At 67.8% G+C, this 15,652-nt stretch carries 13 protein-coding genes; 8 read left to right on the forward strand and 5 right to left on the reverse strand.

Annotated elements, in window-relative coordinates:
* Positions 1-142: 142 nt before the first annotated feature.
* Positions 143-3,187 (reverse strand): TonB-dependent receptor, encoded by a 3,045-nt coding sequence (locus tag RSA25_RS09490; RefSeq protein WP_332808641.1) that lies wholly within the window; start codon positions 3,185-3,187, stop codon positions 143-145.
* A 294-nt stretch (positions 3,188-3,481) separates the two neighbouring features.
* Positions 3,482-4,504 carry a LysR family transcriptional regulator gene (locus RSA25_RS09495; RefSeq protein WP_332808642.1) on the reverse strand — a complete coding sequence of 341 codons (1,023 nt, stop codon included), beginning with the start codon at positions 4,502-4,504 and terminating at the stop codon, positions 3,482-3,484.
* Between the two features lie 142 nt (positions 4,505-4,646).
* Here RSA25_RS09495 and RSA25_RS09500 point away from each other — a divergent pair, with 142 nt between their 5' ends.
* The 7 genes from RSA25_RS09500 to RSA25_RS09530 all read left to right on the forward strand — a co-directional run bounded on the left by RSA25_RS09500 (position 4,647) and on the right by RSA25_RS09530 (position 12,862).
* Positions 4,647-4,874, forward strand: a complete 228-nt coding sequence (locus RSA25_RS09500) for a hypothetical protein (protein ID WP_332808643.1) — start codon at positions 4,647-4,649, stop codon at positions 4,872-4,874.
* Entirely contained in the window at positions 4,871-5,644 is a 774-nt protein-coding gene (locus RSA25_RS09505) for an SDR family NAD(P)-dependent oxidoreductase (protein ID WP_332808644.1), read from the forward strand. The genes RSA25_RS09500 and RSA25_RS09505 overlap by 4 nt, the downstream gene beginning before the upstream one ends.
* Before the next feature lie 91 nt (positions 5,645-5,735).
* Positions 5,736-6,950 (forward strand): efflux RND transporter periplasmic adaptor subunit, encoded by a 1,215-nt coding sequence (locus RSA25_RS09510; protein WP_332808645.1) that lies wholly within the window; start codon positions 5,736-5,738, stop codon positions 6,948-6,950.
* Positions 6,951-7,082: 132 nt separating this feature from the next.
* Positions 7,083-10,253, forward strand: coding sequence for a multidrug efflux RND transporter permease subunit (locus tag RSA25_RS09515; RefSeq protein WP_332808646.1), 3,171 nt, complete (start codon positions 7,083-7,085; stop codon positions 10,251-10,253).
* A 25-nt stretch (positions 10,254-10,278) separates the two neighbouring features.
* A complete protein-coding gene (locus tag RSA25_RS09520) occupies positions 10,279-11,016 on the forward strand; it encodes an SDR family oxidoreductase (RefSeq protein WP_332808647.1) in 738 nt (245 codons plus the stop codon).
* Complete coding sequence (locus tag RSA25_RS09525; RefSeq protein WP_332808648.1) at positions 11,010-12,440, forward strand: efflux transporter outer membrane subunit; 1,431 nt, start codon at positions 11,010-11,012, stop codon at positions 12,438-12,440. The genes RSA25_RS09520 and RSA25_RS09525 overlap by 7 nt, the downstream gene beginning before the upstream one ends.
* A 155-nt stretch (positions 12,441-12,595) precedes the next feature.
* On the forward strand, positions 12,596-12,862 hold the full coding sequence (locus RSA25_RS09530; protein ID WP_332808649.1) for a hypothetical protein: 267 nt from the start codon (positions 12,596-12,598) through the stop codon (positions 12,860-12,862).
* A 1-nt stretch (position 12,863) separates the two neighbouring features.
* On the opposite strand, the gene RSA25_RS09535 is transcribed toward RSA25_RS09530, so the two are convergent.
* From RSA25_RS09535 to RSA25_RS09545, 3 genes are all read right to left on the reverse strand, one after another.
* Positions 12,864-13,244 (reverse strand): VOC family protein, encoded by a 381-nt coding sequence (locus RSA25_RS09535; RefSeq protein WP_332808650.1) that lies wholly within the window; start codon positions 13,242-13,244, stop codon positions 12,864-12,866.
* 116 nt (positions 13,245-13,360) lie between these two features.
* Positions 13,361-14,227 (reverse strand): endonuclease/exonuclease/phosphatase family protein, encoded by an 867-nt coding sequence (locus tag RSA25_RS09540; protein ID WP_332808651.1) that lies wholly within the window; start codon positions 14,225-14,227, stop codon positions 13,361-13,363.
* Between the two features lie 90 nt (positions 14,228-14,317).
* Entirely contained in the window at positions 14,318-14,986 is a 669-nt protein-coding gene (locus RSA25_RS09545) for a hypothetical protein (protein ID WP_332808652.1), read from the reverse strand.
* A 158-nt stretch (positions 14,987-15,144) separates the two neighbouring features.
* Here RSA25_RS09545 and RSA25_RS09550 point away from each other — a divergent pair, with 158 nt between their 5' ends.
* A complete protein-coding gene (locus tag RSA25_RS09550) occupies positions 15,145-15,456 on the forward strand; it encodes a hypothetical protein (RefSeq protein ID WP_332808653.1) in 312 nt (103 codons plus the stop codon).
* Positions 15,457-15,652 lie beyond the last annotated feature (196 nt).

The raw sequence follows: 15,652 nt of genomic DNA on the forward strand, positions 1-15,652 counted from the left end.
GGCTCCGGCCGCCGGCCGGAGCAAAAATGCCGCCCTTGCAGGCGGCATTTTTTGTAGGTGCCGGCCGTTGGCCGGTACGCCGTGAACGCATCCGACCGTTCGTGGGCAGGTGCCGACCAACGGCCGGCACCCACCGGGCCGCTCACCAGTCGTACTGCACCTGCACCCGGGCATAACGCGGCGTCGTGTTGTACCGGGCCTTTCCGTAATCGAAGTAGTCCGTGACGGTGCCGGCCGCATTGACGTCATAGCGCTGCTCGTACACCTGCATCGGCTTGACCGAGTTGAACAGGTTGATCACCGACAACTGCACGCTCAGTCCTTTCAACGCGGCAGGTGAATACACCACGTTGGGATTGAACGTGGCCGTCCACGGCGTGCGACCCGCGCTGCCCAGCTTGGCGATATCGTCCTGGCCCACGTTGCAGGTGTGGAACACGCCACGGTAGCCATACTCGGTATCAAACGTGCCGTTGCCACCGCCAAGGCAGCTGATCGGCGTACCAGACTGCACCAGCAGGTTGGCCCCCAGCTGCCATTCCGGCGTCAGCTGATAGCTGCCAAAGACCTTCAAGCTGTGGCGACGATCATTGAAGAGGTAGCCGTCTGCGCCGTAGGAGAGTTCCTTGAAGTCGAAATCGGAGGTGGTGCCGGTGTCGTCCTGGCCATTGGTGCTTTTCACCAGGCCTTCGTAATTGCCGTACAGCTTTGCCCAGGTGTAGCTGGCGCTGGCAGACCAGCGATCGGTGCGTTTCTCCGCCGACAGGGTCAGCGACCGGTAGCTGCGCCTGGCCTTCGGGCCGAGCGCGTCGCCAGGAATGGTGATGCGATCCGGCTTGCCGTCGCCATCCACGTCGATGTCCAGGCTCAGGTCGCTGCCCGGGTTGTACAGCCAGCAGCCGGGCAGGCCACTGGGCACCTCCCATTGGCTGTCCCAATGCGAGACGTCGTAACCGGCGTCCTTGGCCGCGTTGTACAGCGCGCGCGCATCGCAGGTGTCATCGATCACCTGGTTGATCCGGCGCAGCGTGACCTTGGCGCCCAGCGTCCATCCATCGAGCCAGTCCCGGTCTGAATGCACCTGCCGCTGATAGCCGAGGATCAGCTCGTCCTGGGTGTACGGCTTCAACCCGTGGGAGGCCACGGCGCGCGGGTCGGGCGTGTTGCCATCGGCGCCGTTGACCACCGCGTCGGCACTGCCGTCACGATAGGAACCGGTGATGTTGGGCTTGCCGGTGACCGGGTCGTAGCCGTCGTAGGTGTAGTAGTCCATCGTGTAGTACGAGGCGGTCGCCGCACGCAGCGCAACGTTGGCGGCGATCGGCAGCGAATAGCGGCCGAGCGAGGCGAACAGCTTGCTGTCGCCGTCGCCACTGGGGTCCCAGGACAAGCCGAGACGGGGCTGCCAGATGTTGTCCTGCTTGACGAAGGTCGTTCCGCTGCCATTGCGGTTGTCGAAAGCATCGTTGCGCAGCCCCGCATACAGCATCAGCCGGTCGTTGACCTGCCAATGGTCTTCCAGGTACCAGGAGGCCTGCTTGACCTGGATGCGCCCGCCCGTGCGGAAGTTGATGCGCTGGGCATAATCGGCATACAGATTCCAGTACGCGCCGCTGGAATAGGCGGTGCCCTGGACCGAGGTCCAGTCCTCCTTGCTGTAGCCGCCGCCGAGCTGGTGGTTGCCCACCTGCCAGACCATGTCCGCCTGGCTGTTGGTGCGTTGATTGCTGCCGTTGCGCAGACCGATCTGGCTGTCCACCGCGCACCCGACCTGCTTGCCGAGGACGCGGTCGATCACGTACGGGCAATCGCCATCGGGGCTGTCGATGTTCCCGTCATAGTCGGCACGTTGCCCATCCGGACTACGGGTGTAGACCCCGTTGGTATTGCGCATGCGCCCGTGCTGGACGCTGGCGGTCAGGTCGTCGCTCAGCTGGCTGGTCCACTTGAACACGTGCGTGCTGCCGCCGGCGCGGCCTTCGAGGCGGCCACGGTAATCCGTTCTGGTCGCCTCGCCATCGGGCGCGGCGCTGTCGTAGTCGGCGTCGTAGTAGTCGTAGTGGTAGCGCCGGCGGTTGTCGAAACCGGTGTACTCCAGGTGGTTGCGATCGTTGAGGTACCAGTCCAGCTTCAGCAGGCCGTAGGGATCGCGCGAACGATAGTCCTGTGCGGAGCTGGACAGCGAGGTGGGTGGCACGGGGGTATCGGGATCGTCCGGACGGCGTGGACCGCTGGAGGTGCGGCCGGCGAAGCTGGTGTGGTCGTTCCGCTCCAGGCTGCCGAGCGCGAAGATGAAAAGCCTGTCTTCCAGCAGCGGGCCGCCCACCCAGGCGCTGAACACGTCGCTCGATTGGCGGTTGTTGTCGTAGGAGCGCAGCAGGCTGCCGTCGGTGCGCAGGGTATCGGGCGCATTGGCGCGCAGGGCAGCAGGGGCGGCGCTCCAGCTGGCGCCGCCTTTCCAGGTGTTGGTGCCGCGCTTGACGTTGACGCTGGTTACCCCGCCGGTGGAAAACCCGTAGCGGGCGCCGTAGCCGCCGGTCTGGACATCCAACTGATCGATGGCCTGGAACGGCACCTCGGCGAAGGACAGGCTGTCAAACAGGTTGGTGACGTTGAAGCCGTTGACGTAGTAGCTGTTCTCCGCCGCCGAGGCGCCACCGAACGAGGCCGGACCGAAGAAGCCACTGCTGGCGACGGTGCCGGGCGTCAGCAGCGAGACGCTGGTGATGTCGCGCGCGACGGGCAGGCGATTGAGCTGTTCGGCGGTGAAGGTGGTGCGGGTCTCAACGCTGCCCAGGTCGATCGGGGCCACGCCGCTGGCGCGCACACGGACGGTGGCCAGTGTTGCCGGCGCGTCGAAATCCGCCTGCGCCGTCTGCCCGGCCACCACCGTCACCTGGCGCGCTTCGGTCGTGCCATCGGGGCGGGTGACGCGGACCTCGTACTGGCCGGTGGACAGCGCCGGCAGCCGGAAGCGGCCATCGGCATTGATCCGCGCCTGGCGCACGGTGCCCGCATCGAGGTGACGGATCTGCACGCTGCCGCCGGCGGCGGCGGGCACATGGCCAAGAATGTCGCCGACCGTGCTTTGGGCCAGGACGGGCAGCGGTGCGAGCATCGCGACCAGCAGCAGGGACAGGGCGGTCTTTCGCGGATGGATAGTGCGCGCAGGGAACGGGTGGTACATGTCGCCTCCAGGACGTCCGGCCGGAGGGGCCGGATCGAGTGGGGCGAAACCTAACGCCGCGTAGACATCGAGAATGCCCAGTGGTTCGCGGCGGTGTTGCCGACTGTGACGCGGTTGGGGGAAGTGCGGGGTCGGATGCTGAAAGGCGTGACCCAGATCGCGACAGTGACTTCCGCATGCGTCCGGCTGATGCAGTGCCCACCGTTGCCAGTTGCGACAATTCGCGCAGCAAGGGTTGGATGCGACGGCGCCGCCCGAAGGCGGCGCCGTCAATGCCATCGTACTGGCGTGCGCTCAGCCAGCGGTCACCGTCTCCAGGATCCGCTTGCCGGTGGCCTGCAGTTCTTCCTCCGCCTGCGCGCTCTTCTGCTTGGCAAACTTCGCATTCGGGCACTGTGCCAGCATGTAGTTGGCGTCGAAGTCGAGCTTGGCCACCAGGAAATCGACGAAGGCACGCACCTTCGGCGAGACCAGCCGGCCGCCGGCGAATACCGCGTTGAAGTCCACTTCCGGCCCGGTCCAGCCGGCCAGCACGCGGCGCACCATGCCCGATTCGACGAACGGCTTGGCCATCACATCGCCGGTGAGCAGCAGGCCTTCGCCGCAGACCAGCGCGCCGTTGAGCGCGGACGGATCATTGGCCACCAGCAGCGGATTGACCGGGAAATCGCGCAGGTCGCCGCCGTTCTCGCCGAGCTGCCAGAAGAAGCGGTTGTTGTTGAGGTTGCGCGCCTTGCGCATCGCCAGGATGCGGTGGAACTGCAGCTCGTCCGGGTGCAGCGGCTCGCCGTAGCGTTCGATGTAGGCCGGGCTGGCGAATACCTGCGTGCGCAGGCTGCCGAGCTTGCGTGCCACCAGGTTGGAGTCGGGCAGGGTGCCCACGCGCAGGGCCAGGTCGGCCTCGCCGGCGATCAGGTCCAGCTTTTCGTTGCCCAGGTGCATGTCCAGCTGGATCTCCGGGTACTGGGCATGGAACTCGCCCAGCAGCGGTGCGATCCAGGTGATGCCGATCGAGTAGGGCACGGTGAAGCGCAGCCAGCCACGTGGGCCGGACTGCAGCTGGTTCACCGCGCCCTCGGCCTCTTCCAGTTCGCGGGCGATGCGCTGGCAGTGCTCGTGGTAGACCGAGCCGGCTTCGGTCAGGCCGAGGCGGCGCGTGGTCCGGTGCAGCAGGCGCGCCCCCAGCCGCGTTTCCAGTTCCTGCACCTTGCGGCTGACCGTGGTCTTGGGCAGGCCCAGTGCGGTGGCCGCGGCGATGAAGCTGCCTTGCTCGACCACTTTGACGAAGATCAGCGTGTCGTTGAGATCGTGTGCCATGAGCGGGGTCCGGGAGAGGGGAGGGACAGGGTGCCCGAAAGATTGTGCCGGGAACGGGATGATTATTCCCCTTAATCCGGACTAATCAAGTAGCAATTGGAGGACTAATCTGGCGCCATTCCCGAATTGAAGGACCTCAACCATGTGGTTGCGGAACATACTTGGCCGCGTGCTCGGCGGCCGCAAGACCCCGCTGGAGCTGGCGATGACCGTTGAGAAGCGCCCTTCGGCCTTCTCGCACAAGGCATTCCGCGAGTTCACCCCGCCCGCCAACCTGCAGCGTGGCGGCAGCCTGCGCCTGGGTGCCCGTCATCTCGACCGACTGGGTCGAATTGGGATTATCCCGGCGGCGGGAGTGAAAGTCCCATGAGTGGGACGCTGGCCCCCGAGGTCCTGGTCCTGGGCGGCACCGGTAGTGTCGGCCAGGGCATCGTGGCTGCGCTGCTGGAGGCCGGCAGCCCGGTCCTGGTGGTCGGCCGCGACCCCGGTCGGCTGGCAACCCTGCAGGACCAGTTCGCCGACGAGCCCGGGCTGGAGACCCTGCTCGGCTCGCTCGGTGACGACGGCTCGGCGCGCGTGCTGGCCGAACGGCTGGGCCTGCGCCGGCGGCCGCTGGCGGCGGTGGTCGATGCCATGGGTGGCCCCTACAACCGTGGCCGGGTCACCGACCGTAGCGGCGATGCGCTGCTGCAGGCGCTGCAGGCCGATGTGATGCCGCACGTGCATGCCGGTCGCCACCTGCTGCCGCTGCTGCGCGGCGGTGGCCAGCCGCGCCGCTACGTGCTGGTCGGCGGCCCGGCCGGGTTCAAGCCCTGGGCCGGGCACGGCGAGTCGTCCATCACCATGTCGGCCACGCGCATGTACGCCCAGGTGCTGCATCAGGAAGCCCAGGCCTTGGGCGTGCGCGCGCAGATGCTGGAAGTGTGCAACCCGGTGTGCACGCCGACCAATGCCGCCAACGCCTGCATCGAGTGGCCCAGCGCGTTGCTGGTCGGGCGGCGCCTGGTATCGCTGCTGGACACCTGTACCGACAACCGCGCCATCGTGCGCTGCGACACGCGCGATGCCGAACTGCCGCGCGGCCTGCTGCAGCTGGCCTGGCCCCCGCCGCTGTCGCTCGATGCCGCCGGCACCGCTTGACCTCTACCAAGGTTCAGGTCTCAGGATGCGCCACCTCGCTCGCACCTTCCCTCCGATTTCGTATCACCACCCCTCTGTACGGATGCATGCCATGACTTCCTCCAATTCCACTCCACATCGTTACACCCGGCGGCTGGCCATGGCCGGCGTGTCCCTCCTTGCCGCGGCCGTGCTGGCCGCCTGCAGTGGCGGGCATGCCGAAGAAGCCGGGATGCCGCCGCCGCCGTCGGTCAGTGCCGCCCCGGTGCTGGTCAAGCAGGTCAGCCAGTGGGACGACTTCAGCGGCCGCGTCGAAGCGGTGCAGAGCGTCGAGCTGCGCCCGCGCGTGTCCGGCTACATCGACAAGGTCAACTACGTCGAAGGCGAAGAGGTGAAGAAGGGCGATGTCCTGTTCACCATCGACGCGCGCAGCTACCAGGCCGAGTACGATCGCGCCCGCGCCGAACTGACCCGCGCCCGCACCCAGTCCACGCTGGCCCGTAGCGAGTCCGAGCGCGCCAAGAAGCTCTCCGAGCAGCAGGCGATCTCCACCGAAACCTGGGAACAGCGCCGTGCGGCGGCCGACCAGGCCGGGGCCAGCGTGCAGGCCGCGCAGGCGGCGCTGGATGCGGCCGCGCTCAACCTGGAGTTCACCAAGGTGCGCGCCCCGATCAACGGCCGCGCCGGCCGCGCGATGGTCACCGCCGGCAACCTGGTGACCGCCGGCGACAGCGCCAGCGTGCTCACCACGCTGGTCTCGCTGGACACGGTTTTCGTCTACTTCGATGCCGACGAGGGCACCTTCCTGCGGTACGCGCAGATGGCGCGCAAGGGCGAGCGCCCGAGCGAGCGCGACAGCGACCTGCCGGTCAAGGTGGGCCTGTCCGGTGAGGACGGCTACCCGCATGAGGGCAAGGTCGACTTCCTGGACAACCAGGTCACCCGCAGCACCGGCACCATCCGCGTCCGCGCGCTGCTGGACAACGCCGACCGCAGCTTCACCCCGGGCCTGTTCGCCCGCGTGCAGCTGCTTGGCAGCGGCCAGTTCCAGGCCATGCTGATCGACGAGAAGGCCGTGCTCACCGACCAGGACCGCAAGTACGTGTACGTGGTCGACAAGGACGGCAAGGCGCAGCGTCGCGACATCACGCTGGGCCGCAACGCCGACGGCCTGCGCATCGTGCAGCAGGGTCTGAACGCCGGCGACCGGGTCATCATCGACGGCGTGCAGAAGGTCTTCATGCCCGGCATGCCGGTGCAGGCCAAGGTGGTCGCCATGCAGCCGGCCGCCGCGCCGGCTGCCGCGCCGGTCGCCACGTTGAATTGAAGGGCAGCCGACTGACCGTCGGCTCCACCGTTTCGGCCATCGCCCCGTGCAGGGGAACCCGTGACCGCTGTCGCCTGCGACAGCGGGCGGGAACGTGCACGCCGGCGTTGGCCAACCCCCAGGAATCCACCCATGGACTTTTCCCGTTTCTTCATCGACAGGCCGATTTTTGCGGCGGTGCTGTCGATCGTGATCTTCGCCGCCGGCCTGATCTCCATCCCGATGCTGCCCATCGGCGAGTACCCCGAAGTGGTGCCGCCGTCGGTGGTGGTGCGCACCGTGTATCCCGGCGCCAACCCCAAGGTGATCGCCGAGACCGTGGCCACCCCGCTGGAGGAAGCGATCAACGGCGTTGAGGGCATGATGTACCTCAAGTCGGTGGCCGGTTCGGATGGCGTGCTGCAGATGACCATCACCTTCCGCCCGGGCACCGACCCGGACGATGCGGCGGTGAAGGTGCAGAACCGCGTCGCCCAGGCGCAGGCGCGCCTGCCCGAGGACGTGCGCCGCCAGGGCGTGACCACCCAGAAGCAGTCGCCGACCTTCCTGATGGTGGTGCACCTGACCTCGCCCAACGGCAAGTACGACACCCTGTACCTGCGCAACTACGCACGCCTGCACGTCAAGGACGCGCTGGCGCGCATCCAGGGCGTGGGCGATGCGCAGATCTTCGGTGGCGGCGACTACGCCATGCGCGCCTGGCTGGACCCGGACAAGGTGGCCGCGCGCGGCCTGACCGCCAGCGACGTGGTGCGCGCGATGCGCGAGCAGAACGTGCAGGTGTCCGCCGGCCAGCTCGGTGCCGAGCCGATGCCCAACAGCCAGTTCCTGACCCTGATCAATGCCCAGGGCCGCCTGCGCAGCGAGCAGGAGTTCGGCGACATCGTGCTCAAGAGCGGCGCCGACGGCGAAGTGGTCCGCCTGGCCGACGTGGCCCGGGTCGAGCTCGGCGCCGGCGACTACACCCTGCGCTCGCAGCTGGATGGCAAGAACGCGGTCGGCATCGGCATCTTCCAGGCCCCCGGCGCCAACGCGCTGGACATCCGCGATGCGGTGATGGCCAGCATGGATGAAATGCAGAAGACCATGCCCGCCGACGTCAAGTACGAGGCGGTGTATGACACCACCATCTTCGTGCGCGACTCGATCAAGGCCGTGGTCTCCACCCTGCTGGAAGCCATCGCGCTGGTGGTGCTGGTGGTGATTCTGTTCCTGCAGACCTGGCGCGCCTCGATCATTCCGCTGATCGCCGTGCCGGTGTCCATCGTGGGCACCTTCGCCGCGCTGTACCTGCTGGGCTTCTCGATCAACACCCTGAGCCTGTTCGGCCTGGTGCTGGCCATCGGCATCGTGGTGGATGACGCGATCGTGGTGGTGGAAAACGTCGAGCGCAACATCGAAGAAGGCCTCACCCCGCTGGCCGCGGCCCACCAGGCCATGCGCGAAGTGTCCGGGCCGATCATCGCCATCGCCCTGGTGCTGTGCGCGGTGTTCGTGCCGATGGCCTTCCTGTCCGGCGTGACCGGCCAGTTCTACAAGCAGTTCGCGGTCACCATCGCCATCTCCACGGTGATCTCGGCGATCAACTCGCTGACCCTGTCCCCGGCACTGGCCGCGCGCCTGCTCAAGCCGCACGGCGCCGCCAAGGACGCCCCGACCCGCATCATCGACCGTCTGCTCGGCTGGGTGTTCCGTCCGTTCAACCGCTTCTTCAAGTCCAGCTCGGAGAAGTACGAGCGGGGTGTGTCGAAGATCCTCGGTCGTCGCGGCGCGGTGTTCGTGGTGTATGCGGTGCTGCTGGTGGGCACCGGTTTCATCTTCAAGCTGGTGCCGCCGGGCTTCATCCCGACCCAGGACAAGCTGTACCTGATCGCCGGCGTGAAGCTGCCGGAAGGCTCCTCGATCGCGCGGACCGATGAAATGCTGCGCAAAGTGGCCAAGATCGCCCAGGAAACCGACGGCGTGGCCCACACCATTTCGTTCCCGGGCCTGAACGCGCTGCAGTTCACCAACACGCCCAACACCGGCGTGGCGTTCATCCCGCTCAAGCCGTTCAACGAGCGTCATGGCCGCACCGCCGCGCAGATCAATGCCGAGATCAACCAGAAGATCGCCGGGCTGCAGGAAGGCTTCGCCTTCGCGATGATGCCGCCGCCGATCCTGGGCCTGGGCAACGGCAACGGCTACCAGATGTTCATCGAAGACCGTGGCAACCTCGGTTACGGCGCGCTGCAGAATGCCGTGCAGGCAATGCAGGGTGCGGTGTCGCAGACCCCGGGCATGGCCTTCCCGATCACCAGCTACCAGGCCAACGTGCCGCAGCTGGATGCCGAAGTGGATCGCGTCAAGGCCAAGGCCCAGGGCGTGCAGCTGACCGAGCTGTTCGACACGCTGCAGACCTACCTGGGCTCGTCGTATGTCAACGACTTCAACCAGTTCGGTCGCACCTGGCAGGTCATCGCCCAGGCCGACGGCCAGTTCCGCAACAACGTGGAAGACATCGGCAAGCTGCGTACCCGCAACGACCGTGGCGAAATGGTGCCGATCGGCTCGATGGTGACCGTCAAGGAAACCTTCGGCCCGGACCCGGTGCTGCGCTTCAACGGCTACCCGGCCGCCGACCTGGCCGGTGAGGCCGACCCGCGCGTGCTGTCCTCGGCCGAAGCGATGAACAACCTCACCGCCATCGCCGCCAAGGTGCTGCCGGTGGGCATGACCACCGAGTGGACCGACCTGAGCTACCAGCAGGCCACCCAGGGCAAGGCCGCCTTCATCGTGTTCCCGGTGGCCATCCTGCTGGCGTTCCTGGTGCTGGCCGCGCTGTATGAAAGCTGGTCGCTGCCGCTGGCGGTGATCCTGATCGTCCCGATGACGCTGTTGTCGGCCCTGTTCGGCGTGTGGATGACCGGCGGCGACAACAACGTGTTCGTGCAGGTGGGCCTGGTGGTGCTGATGGGCCTGGCGTGCAAGAACGCGATCCTGATCGTCGAGTTCGCCCGCGAACTGGAAATGGGCGGCAAGGGCATCGTCGAAGCCGCGCTGGAAGCCTGCCGCCTGCGCCTGCGCCCGATCGTGATGACCTCCATCGCCTTCATCGCCGGCACCGTGCCGCTGGTGCTGTCCCACGGCGCAGGCGCCGAAGTGCGCTCGGTCACCGGCATCACGGTGTTCGCCGGCATGCTGGGCGTAACGTTGTTCGGGCTGTTCCTGACCCCGGTGTTCTACGTGGCGCTGCGCAAGTTCGTCAGCCGTAATGGTGGCGGGCAGCTGGTCACCCACGGCGCGCCCACCCTTCACCATTGATCCCATCCCCCGCGAGGTTTTTCCCATGAATACCGCTACCCAAACGATCGCCCTGGTCACCGGTGCCACCCGCGGCATCGGCCTGGAAACCGTCCGCCAGCTGGCCCAGGCCGGCGTGCACACGCTGCTGGCCGGGCGCAAGCGCGACGTGGCCGTGGCCGAGGCGCTGAAGCTGCAGGCCGAAGGCCTGCCGGTGGAAGCCATCCAGCTGGACGTGGGCGATGCCGCCAGCATCGCCGCCGCCGTGCAGACCGTGACCGAGCGTCACGGCCGCTTGGACATCCTGGTCAACAACGCCGGCATCCTGCTGGACGACGTCAAGCTGGCGCCGTCGGCGCAGACCCTGCAGACCTGGCGCGACACCTTCGACACCAATGTGTTCGCGGTCATCGCCGTCACCCAGGCCTTCCTGCCGCTGATCAACGCCTCGCCGGCCGGCCGCATCGTCAACGTGTCCAGCATCCTCGGCTCGCTGACCCTGCACAGCCAGCCGGGCTCGCCGATCTACGGCTTCGCGGTGCCGGCCTACAACGCCTCCAAGAGCGCGGTGAACGCCTGGACCGTGCAGTTGGCCTACGAGCTGCGCGAGAGCACCACCAAGGTCAACACCGTGCATCCGGGCTATGTGAAAACCGACATGAACGGTGGCGAGGGCGAGATCGAGATCAGTGAAGGCGCGCGCTCCAGCGTGGGCATGGCGTTGATCGGCGCCGATGGCCCCAACGGCAGCTTCACCTACCTGGGCGAGGTGCTGCCATGGTGATCCGCCTGTTGACCGTGGCCGTGACCAGCGCGCTGCTGGCCGGCTGCGTCAGCGTCGGCCCCAACTACCAGGCGCCACCGGCCCAGCCGGTGACCCTGCAGGGCGCGGCCGCGCCGGTGTTCAGCACCACCTCGCCGGTGGCCAGCTGGTGGGCGCAGTTCGACGATCCGGTGCTGGAACAACTGGTGCACGACGCACTGGGCGACAACCTGGACCTGCGCATTGCGATGGCGCGTGTGCGTGAAGCGCGCGCGGTGTTCGTCGAGCAGCGCCTGGACCAGTTGCCGCACATCACCAGTGCCGGCAGCTACGACCGCCGCAAGCAGCCCGACGCCAGCCTGGGCGGCGAGCGCGTCTTCAGCGAGACCTACCAGCTCGGCTTCGACGCCGGCTGGGAGCTGGACCTGTTCGGCCGCCAGCGCCGGGCCGCCGAAGCGGCGCGCGCGGACCTGGGCGCCGAGCAGGACAACCTCGCCGACGCGCAGGTCACCGTGGCCGCCGAAGTGGCGCGCAACTACTTCGAACTGCGCGGCACCCAGAAGCGCATCGACGTGGCCAAGCGCACGCTGGTCAACCTGCGCGACACCCAGCGCCTGACCGAGGCGCGCTGGGAACTGGGCGCGGGCAGCGAGCTGGATGTGCAGAGCAGCCGGGCGCGCCTGAAGGCGATCGAAGCGGACATCCCGCTGCTGGAAGTGGCCGAGGTGCAGTCGCGGCATCGCCTGGCGGTGCTGCTGGGGCAGCGTCCGGATGCACTGGACGCACTGCTGCAGCCGCGCGAAGTGGCTGCCTATGCCAAGCCGCTGCCGCTGGGCGACACCACCGACCTGCTGCGCCAGCGGGCCGACGTGCGCAGCGCCGAACGGCGCCTGGCGGCGGCGACCGCCCGCGTGGGCGTGGCCACCGCCGACCTGTTCCCGCGGATCAGCCTCACCGGTTTCGTCGGCTTCCTGTCCGGCGATGCCAGTGGCCTGGTCAACGGGGCCAACAAGGCCTGGTCGGTGACCCCGTCGATCAGCTGGGCCGCGTTCGACTTCGGCACCGTGCGGGCGCGCCTGCGCGCGAGCAAGGCACAGGCCGATGGCGTGGCCGCCGAGTATGAGAAGGCGGTGCTGCTGGCGCTGGAAGATACCGAAAACGCGTTGACCCGCTACGCCAAGCAGCAGGCGCGGCTGGGCATCGTCGCCGAGCAGGCGCAGGCCGCGCGTCGGGCCGAGCAGTTGGCGCAGATCCGCTACCGGGAAGGCTCCGAGGACTTCCTGACCCTGCTGGATGCGCAACGCACCCAGTTGGCCGCCGACGATGCGCTGGCCGCGGCCGAATCCACGGTCAATGTCAGCGTGGTGGGCGTGTACAAGGCCCTGGGCGGTTGGGGGCAGCAACAGGACGCAACACCGCCGGCCGTGGCCGGCACGATGCGCTGAACCCACGCGGGGGGACGGATCGGCCGTCCTCCCGCCGGCATGCCCTCGGGGTTTGCCGCGATGATGGATCGGGGATGCCGCCGTTGGCGGCTTTGCCCCTGACGCGTGCCACCAACGGGGTGGTACAAAGCTCCCCTTTTCGAGGGAGACACCGCATGGACGCACATTTTCGACGGCAGCTCGCATCGGCACCACGCCGGGGCGAGGAGGCCGCGCTGTCACCCAAGGTGATCGTGCTGCTGGTGCTGGCCGCGCTGGCGGTCGCACTGGGCTTTGGCCACTTGTCCGATGCCCTGCTGGATATCGGCGTGCTGCTGGTGGGGGTGTTCCTGGCGGTTGCCGCGCGCATCTGCCAGGCCCGTGACCAGCACCGTGCGCTGTGCCGCGTGCTGGACCAGCGTTACCCATCACAGCGCTACTGAATCAGCCCCAGTGGTTGGCCTCGGCCTGGTCGTCCTCGCCCATGCGCACGATGCAGAAGCGGTGCCCGGTCGGCGCTTCCATCACCCACCAGCGTTTGACGAAGCCCACCCGGACGGCCCCGAGTGCTTCCAGGCGGTCGGCCTCGGCATCGATGTCATCGCTCTCGATATCCAGATGCACCCGCGAGTCGTGCGCCACGCGCTGCACTTCCACGTTCAAGCCGGCCGGCGCACCGGCCAGGTCGGCGTACTCGGCACCGTCCTCGCGATAGGCCGGCGCGGCGCGGTAACCCAGCGCAGCCGACCAGAACGCGGCGGCCTGGTCGGCCGGGGTGTCCTGGCAATCGATGATGAATCCGGCAAGCCGGCTGCGATGGGCCATGGTGGCAATCTCCAGAGCGGAAGGCCGCTGTATCGCATTGCCATCATTCAAGCCGCGTGAGGCCCACCGGCCGCCAACGCGCGGGCATCGGCCCGGCGTTGGCCTTGGCCTGCAGCTCAGCGCGAGGCGGCGGCCGGGAAGGCCAGGTCGGCCTGCACCGGGAAGTGGTCCGAGGGCAGCACGCCACCGGGCGCATCGTCCAGGGTGCGGAAGTGATCCACCGTGAAGCCGCGTACCAGGATCCAGTCCAGCTCCACCGTGGGCTTGCCGCTGAAATCGTGGAAGGTCAGGCGCGGGCCGTCCACCTTGCCGGCATGCTTGCGCGCATCACCAAGCGCGGCGGTGAACGCCTGGTAGGTGGTGCTGCCCGGTTCGCTGTTGAAATCGCCGGTGACCACCACCGGAATCTCCTTGGGCAGCGCGGCCAGCCGTTCGACGATCAGCTTGGCGCCCAGCACGCGGCGCGGCTCGTCTTCCTCGCGGTAGGGCAGGTGGGTATTGAGCAGGTAGAACCGGCGGCCATCGGCCTGGCGCTCGAACAACGCCCAGGTGACCATGCGCGGCATCAGGTTGCCCCAGGTGATGCTGCCGGCCACTTCGGGGGTATCGGACAGCCAGAAATTGCCCGACTCGACCACCGTCAGCTGCGCGCTGTCATAGAACACGCCCATGTGCTCGTCGCCGCTGCCGCCGCGCCGGCCCTCGCCGAACCAGCGGTAGCCGGGCAGGTGCTCGACCAGGTACTCGGCCTGCTTGCCCACCAGCTCCTGGGTGCCGAACACGGCCGGGTGCTGGGTGCGCAGGACGCTGACCATCGCCTCGCGCCGGTCTTCCCAGCGGCGGCCCGGCTCGGTATCCACCGGCGTGCGCACATTGAAGGACATCACCCGCAGCGGGGCGGCGGTGTCGGCCAGGGCGTGGCCGGCGGGCAGGGTCAGGGCGATCAGCGCCAGCAGCGCGGTGCGACGAAGACGAGACAACATCCAATTCCCTCCAGGGCATGAAAACGTTTCCCGAAGGGTCGCACGGAACGCGCGCCGGGGGAATTGCCGCCATTGGCGGCTGCCCGGCACTCAGTTGGCCAGCAGCGCGATGCCGATCAGGCTGTTGATCACGATGCCCAGCAGCAGCACCCACAGCGTGGACAGGATCACGTTGGGCCAGGGGCGCTGCAGCCGCGCCTTGAGCCAATGCGCCTGCGCCCCGGCATACCAGAGCAGGGCCAGCACCGATACGGCAATCCCGATCCGGGTCGACAGCGTGCCCGGCAGGCGCACGAACACCATGCTGGTGGACAGCGCCACCGCGAACGGCGCGGTCAGGTAGCACTGCATGAAGAAGGGCGCCCGCAGCGAGGCCCGCGTGATCGGCAGCTTGCGTCGCCGCAGCAGGTGCACGCTGCAGATCAACGGCCACACCGCGAAGGTGATCGAACGATACAGCAGCAGGCTTTCCTCGTTGCCAAACACCGTGCGCGACAGCATGCCGATGCCGGTCACCTGCTGGTGCATCAGCAGCTCCACCCCGTGCGCCAGCAGTACCGCCAGCATCAGGAACATGGGCGGGCTGATCGCATCGTCGAACTGCTGGTCCAGCGGCTGCGTCAGCTCGGTGTCCACGTAGCGGGCCATCCGCTGCGGATGCATCACCACCCGATACACCGTGCGCGGGAAGAACAGGAACCAGGTACAGAGCTCGTAGAGGAACTCTTCCAGCGAGCGCAGCAGTTTGAGGAAATCCATCGCGGGTCCCTGCGGTGAGGAGGTCGAGTGGCGCCGGCCGCCGTGCCGAGCATGGGCGCGCCGGCATCAAGGCGGCGTGGATGCGGCCGGCCCGGGCGCAGGCAGGTGCCGGGCAGGGTACCCTTGCCGGTTCCCCCCTCGAAAAACAGGCCCGCCCGATGGATTACCAGCTTGTCATCAAGTTCTGGCGAAAGTCGCTGGACGATGAAGCCTTCCTCGCCACGCTGGAGGCCGAGCTGAGCGCCGCGCTGGGCAGTGCGGCCACGCTGGATGGCCACGACATCAGCGCCAAGGAGATCAACTTGTTCATGTACACGGGCGATCCACGCCCCACCTTCCGCCGGGCCAAGGACGTGCTGGAGCGGCTGGGGGTGATGCACAGCGTCTCGGCCGCCTACCGGCTGGTCGGCGGCGCCCAGTTCACCTCGGTGTGGCCGCTGCGGATGGCGCGCAAGTTCACCCTGCCGTGAGTGGGCGCGCGTTCTGGCCTGCCTGCCGCGTGCGTAGCGTCTTCAGGCCATTTCCGCGCTGGCGGATACATGGCGCGCGCAACGCCACAGGCGTGGGGTAACCGCTGCAGTGTGGGCTAGGCCAGCACCGCCACCAGCTTGCCGCTGTCCAGCACGTCTTCGCCATCGAAGCGATAGGCCACCAGCGGCTGGCCGT

Origin of the sequence: Stenotrophomonas sp. (genome assembly GCF_036662295.1) — a bacterium.
Taxonomy (GTDB): Bacteria; Pseudomonadota; Gammaproteobacteria; order Xanthomonadales; family Xanthomonadaceae; genus Stenotrophomonas.